A 6627-nucleotide genomic window follows, 5' to 3' on the forward strand; every position below is an offset into this window, starting at 1 on the left:
GGACAATTGCCCCTCAAAGGAGCCTCTCACGCTGCAAAAGTGGCTGGATAAATACGCCCCCAAAGTGAAGCGCACCACCGCCCTGCGTTTCCTCGCTGTCACGGAATCCGTCTGTGAAGAGTACGCTCAGATCGTCGGCGCGAAAGTCGCGAAGCAGTTCACTCTTCAGGCCCTCGTCACCACGCCGGCCGATAAGCTTCCCCCGGGAGCCAAGGCCAAGCAGATCACCCTGTTTGATTTCGTGAGCGGCACCTCGCAGAAATCATGGCTAGATCGCTTCGTGGCTGCCAAGAGCGGCGGCGGCAATAACCGCACCACACCGACCATCATCAAGCCGAAGACGGCCAAGGAACTGGAGGCGGAGGCCGAAGCCGAGATGACGCAGATCATGAACAGCCTGGATGCCTTCTTTCTGGCCGCTCATCACACCCGCGTCAAACCCGGCACACGTGAGACCGCTGATGCCGTGCTCGAAGAGGCACGCAAGAAACTCAAAAACGTGAAGGACTAAACATGACCGGCAATCTTCCAGCCCTACGCGAAGCCATCTCGCTGGCCTCTGACGATCTTGCAAAGTGCCTCGCTGAAATGCGGGTCATCATCGCAGAGACGCAGCATGTGGAAACTCTCACGCTCTTTGCCAAGATCGAAGGCAACACCCATGAGCTTGAGCTGCTCAGAAAGCGTGAGCTAGACCTCGTCACCCATGGCCGGGAGGAACAGCCATGAACGCCGAAGCTGACAAGCTCAAGGCAGAGATCGCCACCGCAGAGCGCGCCCTCGCTGAGCTGGAAGCCCGCACCGATGTGCCGCACGCGCAGCGCGTGCCGATGCAGTTCCAGATCAAGCGCGTCAAAGACATGCTCCGCACCCAGCGCATCCATCTAGCAGCCATGCAGGATCATCGGGACGTGCGCTGCCCGAACTGCCACGAGCTCATGCCGCATTCCTTCTTCATTTGCCGCCCCTGCATGCGTGAGGTGCCTGTCACTCTCTACATCCGCCTCAAAGGGGCCATCGGTTTCCACCACCACGGCCTGATTCCTGACGCCCAACTCACCGAGATCAAGAAAGCCGTACTCTCCCACCTCAAGCAGCACGGCACCGCAGTGCCCGTCTGAACCCACCTCTATGCAACTCACCTTCCAGCCCGCTGAACTCGATGAATTCGCCGCCACTGTCTCCGCGAAGTGGCGCAAGAAATTCGACACATGGTCAAAGACTCTCACGGCAGTTCATAACGGCCAGATGACCAAGCCCGAGGCCTGCGCTGCACTGGGTGTGAACGTCGCGACGCTCAACCGTAAGATCGCCGCCATCAAAGAATTTGGCTGGCGCGGCCTCGTGCCGAACTACAAAGCCCCCACGCGCCTGACCAATGACTTCGTGGATTTCTGGAAGACGCTGCAAGAGAGCTATCAGCGCTGCACCGCACCGGCCTACCGCGAACTCTGCCGCAAGTGGCGTGATCGTGAATCCATCCCCGGTTACGCAGGTCACCCAGGCTGGCCGGATCTCCCGCCCGGGTGGGACAAGCGCAACCTCTACCGCTATCAGGCCACCAAGCTGGAACTCACAGCCCTGCGGCACGGCATGGGCAAGGCAGTGATGAAGCACGGAATCAAGGTACACAGCACCCGCGTGGGCCTGTGGCACCTCAGCCACATTGTGAGCGATGACGTGAAGCTGGACATGAAAGGCCACGTGCTCACCGCACGCCAGATGTGCGTACCGCTTCAGATCGGCATGCAGGACGTTCTCAGCGCCTGCCGCTTCGTCCATGGCACCAAGCCCCAGCTCCTGCGTGACAGCGGCATGAAGACGGGCATCAAAGAGGCGGATATGCGCTTTGCCCTGGCCTCGCAGCTCTACAATCACGGGATCAGCGCACGCGGCACCACTTACCTGCTGGAGCACGGCACCGCCACGTTGCGCAGCGAGGTGATGGACATCATGAAGCGCGCCTTTGGTGATCTCGTCACCTTCGACATGTCCGGCATGATCGGCAAGATGCAGGCCATTGCAGGCATGGGCGATGGCAAGGGCGGCGGCGGCAATCCCTTTTTCAAGGCGTGGATTGAGTCGCTCCACAACTACATCCACAACGAACTCTCCGCCCTGCCTGCACAGACCGGGCATGATCGCGACGAGCCGGAATTTCTCAGCGTCATTGAGCGTGAGCATGATCAAATCTGGCGGCTGGCCCGGTTGCTGCCGCCTGAAGTCATTCAGGATCTGAAGTTCCCCACGCTGGAATTTCACTCTCAGCTTGTCCCCGCCATCAACAAGATGCTGGAGGTGATCAACCAGCGCACCATCCACAACCTGGAAGGATGGGAGAAGTGCGGTTTCCTCACCAAGAGCTATCGCCTTGCCGCTGGCTCCGCCGAGTGGGTGAACGAATCACAGCTCATGCTGATGCGCCCCGAAGTCCGGCAGGCCTACCTTGTCATGGCTGAGGCTGACAAACGCTGCTTTCAGCCCCGCAAGCTCTCCCCGCGTGAAGTCTTCAACATGGGTGTCAGCAAAGGTGAAATCATCCGCCCGCCGCATGGTGTGATTGCTGAGATCTTGTACCAAGATCTCGCACGGCCACGCGAGTGCCGGGACGGTTTCTTTGCCTTTGAAGATCGCGAGATCGCCCCGGGTGAGCTGCGTTACGAAAGCCGCGTCATGCAGCCCAATGGCCGCGAGATCGAACTCACCGACCGTGAGAAATACGAAACCGTGGTCAATCCCTTTGATCCTTCTGTGATGTGGCTCTTTTCCGCCACCCGCGGCAAGGGCAGCTTCCTCGGTGTGTCCAAGCGCGATGACCGCGCCTGCCGCGCTGACACCGAGGCCGCGAACCGCAAGCATGGCCGCGTCAATGAACGCATGGCCGCTGTGCTCGCAGGCACCCGCGCCCGCAACGTACACCGCACCACGACCGCCGCAGCCCGCAAGGAGCACAACATGAGTCTGGTCACTCAGAGCGCCGCTAATCGCGCCGCATTCACCCGCAAGGCCACCGCAGCCCTGAACGCATCTCTCCCCAATGCCACCGCTTCCGATGACAGCACCAACAACGACACCGCCCCCCATGAAATCAACCCCCGCAAACTCTTCTAAACCGGCTGCTGCAGAGCAGCTGCCCAATCCCACCCTTGTGGACAGCCTGCTGCGCCACATGAAGCACAACGGCCTTGATCCCGCCTCCATGAAGGATCGCGGCATCATCGGCAAGCGCCTCGGCTATCAGGACGGCACTCAGGTGTACCGTTTCATCACCGCAGGCAAGTGGGCAGGGGATGTGCAGAAATTTGAAACCCGCCTTGAGAGCTATCTCTCCAATGAAATGCGCATCGAGGGTGGTGGTGATCTCATTGATGATCCCGCCAGCTTCATCCTTCCCGGCATGTTCGCCTTCCTTGATCAGGTGCGTGTCACTGGAAATATAGGCGTGGCACACGGCCCGGGCGGCATCTCCAAAACATGCGCCTGCCGCCTCTACGTGAAGCAGAACAAGGCCAAGACGCTCTACATCCACCTCTACACCTGGACGCGCCGTCAGGGCTGCATCGTGCGTGAGCTGCTCAAGGCCGCAGGCCTCAATCTCGGACGTGGGGAATCCCCCGAGACCATTCTTGCCCGCCATCTGCGCGACAGCGAGACCATGCTCATCATCGACAACGCGCAGCGCATGACACGCCATGCCCGCGACTGGCTGCGCGATTTCTTGGATCTCACCGGCACGCCGATCGCACTCGTTGGCAATCCCGAGATCATCGACCAGTGGGCCAAGTGCGACCAGCACAAGCGCGTCGTCGGCCTCAAGCGTGATGTGTCCTTGGATCTCTTTGACCCAGATCCCGCCCTCAACACCAGCGAGCGCACCGTGCAGCTGCTCATCAAGCGCCACCTCCCCGAGGCCGCAGGCAATGCCAGCGTGAAGAAACAGGCCCTCAAGATCATCACCGAGAAAAATAGCGGTGCCTGCGGTGCCGTCGTCATGCACGCCAAGCTCGCACACCTCATGCTCCAAGGCGGCAAGATCAAAGATCCCGCCGAAGCCTTCACCCTCGCCAGCACCCAACTCATCCAGGAGGCCGCGTGATACTATGCCAAACTCACGCTTTCCAGGTCTAAAGCTTGCTGGAGCCTACATCTCCACGGACATGTACGAGGCCCTTGTCACTCTTGCCACCGCTAACAATCGTACGCTGGCAGGTCAATGCCGCGCCATCTTTGACCAAGCTTTGGCCAATCCAGGCACAGTCTCAGATACCACTCCCAAGGTTCCTGCTCTTGAGCCGCAGCAAGATACCATCACATGGATTAAAGACGGCTCTCTGCCCGATTCTGACACCACCGTTCTGCTTTGCACGGATGTGGGTGACGTCGGAGAAGCCTTTCACGATGGTGATGACTGGCGCTGGGCCTCCAGTGACATCATCGGCACCAACCGAGTCAAGGCCTGGGCCGACATGCCGGAGGGACCAAAGCCATGAGGTGCACCCGCGGTCATAAAGACTGTGATTGCACCCAGGTCGACAGGGCTTTACTCTGTATTTAAAATGAAGATTGCCAAAATTAACCGCGAGCTGACGAAGCAACCGAACCAAATAGCCTTTGAAACTGATCCACCTTTGACGAAAGAAGTTTTCGATAAAGCACTACAGATGGACAGGGCGATTCTGAGTCAGCACGGATTGGGATTCCAAGGTGGCTGTTTAATCTCCGCAAGACCGCTCCACGCCCAAGCGATCGGACAGATCGAATCCTCCCTGACGACTGCCGTAAAAGAACTGGAAAGGTTGAAGGCGCTTGCTGCCGAATCTAATGAAGACTTTCAACGGCGAATAGCGGCTGAACATCGCCTTCCCCTCTCAGATTGAACGGTGAAATTACTACACTGTGGCACCAAGGATCGCATCAAGTACCGTGTCAAGCCACCTGGCCCCTATTGATCTCATCTCAAAGCCATAGGCCAGACCGCGTTCCTGCCGTCTTCAGTTTACGACGTAATTTTTAAGGACGCGTGTAAAAAAGTGCCTACTAGTTCTGCGCCTTAGTCTTGAATGGATGGCTAGGGCCATCCCGAACTATGCAAACCACCGTTTCCACCGCGCCTCTTCCCTATATTGATACGGAACATTTTTTCTTTTACGATACCAGGAATGTCATAACAGCAGGAGCGTTGGCGGAGTCATTGCTGGGCCTTGAGGCTATCGTTAAAAAATCCGTGTTGGTCATCAACCGACTTTGTGAGACCAACATCAAAGACTCCGAAGTCTTAATCAACGCAATTGAGTTCGGAAGCTACAAAGAGAACATTGTCTTTCGTTTTTTATTCGGAAAAGGCAAGGCAGCTGAAAAGAAGTTAGATGACCTGCGTGTAAAACTAGGACTTCACAATATGGACCTCAAAAAACTCGTTGGGTGGATCATTGCAGGCTCGATATTATATGCGGCATACAAATTTGCGCCGTCTACACCGACCCCCGCCACCATTCATATTGAGAACAGCTTTAACAACATGGGGCAGGAGCTCGGGATGACCAAGGAGCAAGTGATTGACCTGTTTGAAACAGCAATCCGCAATCCCGAGGATCTGAAAAAGCAGGTTTCACGCATGGCTCATCCAGGAGGAGTTGAACACACTGGGACCATGACTTTCGACCATAGTGAAAGCCTTTCTATTCCGGCTGACGTGGTTAATATGATTCCCCCTGGGTACAAAAAAGAGGATGCAGAAGAGCCATTTAAGGACTTTGAACATGTCCAAATCGTAATTCGGGCCATCGATCTGGACAGGCCAGCAAATGGATGGGCTGGCATCATTACTGAAATCAGCGACCGCAGACTTCCAGTTGTACTCGCTGATGGGCTTGAGCCAGGCACCGTTCCTGCAGGCAAAAACATCGACGCAGATGTTACGGTGCTTTACAAAGTGGGCAAAAACGGCAACAAGGAGCCAAAGAAGATCATGCTCCGAAAAGTACATTCCAAGTAGCAGCCCCACCCGACTCGACTTCAGACGCCGCAGGACCTTCGTAACGTGGCCCGCCTCCGGGTTCACCTTGTTCAAAAAATCTATTTGATAAGATGAGTGATGAGCAGGCCGTCCAAATCACGATCAACCAACCGCTATGGCTGGATGTTCGGCTCTTCGTATATGTCATGGGGCGAGGGTGGTTTTGAAACAGAATCCAGCACAGCGTCTCCATCTGTATTCAAGAAGGCCATTTTCTCCGCCAGAGGAATAGAATGCGGTCATTTCGCCTGGTCACTGTTCAACAATCTCGAAGAACAAGCACACAGGTATGGCGATTACATGGAGCGCATTCCATTCCCGGACAGGTGGCCTGTCGCACTTCTTGAGGATTTGCAGGTACAAAAGAGATTCCGAGGACGCGGGCTCGGCCATAAAGGTGTAAAACAATTCCTTCAGGATGCTATTGAGCGTGGCGCGGTATGCTCCATTCTGAAAGTAGGGTGGAGCACAGACAACTGGGAGCGTGATCGCGATCGGAACATGCACTTATATGCCTCAGAAGGTTTTATTGAACTTGAGCGCCACTCCCCCTACGAGCCCATTGTGATGTATAGGCAACTCAGGACGGCATGAATCTCCAATAAGATCAA

Annotated in this window: 9 protein-coding genes; all 9 read left to right on the plus strand. The window is 56.4% G+C overall.

Going from position 1 to position 6627, the window contains the following annotated elements; translation table 11 throughout:
* Positions 1 to 511: hypothetical protein (locus ACIREA_RS23515; RefSeq protein ID WP_397384783.1), on the plus strand; the 511-nt coding region annotated here is incomplete at its 5' end.
* Between the two features lie 2 nt (positions 512 to 513).
* A complete protein-coding gene (locus tag ACIREA_RS23520) occupies positions 514 to 729 on the plus strand; it encodes a hypothetical protein (RefSeq protein ID WP_397384784.1) in 216 nt (71 codons plus the stop codon).
* Positions 726 to 1121: a hypothetical protein gene (locus ACIREA_RS23525; RefSeq protein WP_397384785.1), complete on the plus strand. Its 396-nt coding sequence runs from the start codon at positions 726 to 728 to the stop codon at positions 1119 to 1121. The genes ACIREA_RS23520 and ACIREA_RS23525 overlap by 4 nt, the downstream gene beginning before the upstream one ends.
* Positions 1122 to 1131: 10 nt before the next feature.
* Positions 1132 to 3111, plus strand: coding sequence for a hypothetical protein (locus ACIREA_RS23530; protein WP_397384786.1), 1980 nt, complete (start codon positions 1132 to 1134; stop codon positions 3109 to 3111).
* Positions 3083 to 4096 carry an AAA family ATPase gene (locus ACIREA_RS23535; RefSeq protein ID WP_397384787.1) on the plus strand — a complete coding sequence of 338 codons (1014 nt, stop codon included), beginning with the start codon at positions 3083 to 3085 and terminating at the stop codon, positions 4094 to 4096. Before ACIREA_RS23530 ends, ACIREA_RS23535 begins: the two co-directional genes overlap by 29 nt.
* 4 nt (positions 4097 to 4100) lie before the next feature.
* Entirely contained in the window at positions 4101 to 4490 is a 390-nt protein-coding gene (locus tag ACIREA_RS23540; RefSeq protein ID WP_397384788.1) for a hypothetical protein, read from the plus strand.
* A gap of 66 nt (positions 4491 to 4556) precedes the next feature.
* Entirely contained in the window at positions 4557 to 4877 is a 321-nt protein-coding gene (locus ACIREA_RS23545) for a hypothetical protein (protein WP_397384789.1), read from the plus strand.
* Between the two features lie 209 nt (positions 4878 to 5086).
* Positions 5087 to 5995: a hypothetical protein gene (locus ACIREA_RS23550; protein WP_397384790.1), complete on the plus strand. Its 909-nt coding sequence runs from the start codon at positions 5087 to 5089 to the stop codon at positions 5993 to 5995.
* Between the two features lie 99 nt (positions 5996 to 6094).
* Positions 6095 to 6610, plus strand: coding sequence for a GNAT family N-acetyltransferase (locus ACIREA_RS23555; protein WP_397384791.1), 516 nt, complete (start codon positions 6095 to 6097; stop codon positions 6608 to 6610).
* The last annotated feature ends 17 nt before the right edge of the window (positions 6611 to 6627 follow it).

It is taken from the genome of Prosthecobacter sp. (assembly GCF_044373815.1).
GTDB lineage: Bacteria > Verrucomicrobiota > Verrucomicrobiia > Verrucomicrobiales > Verrucomicrobiaceae > Prosthecobacter.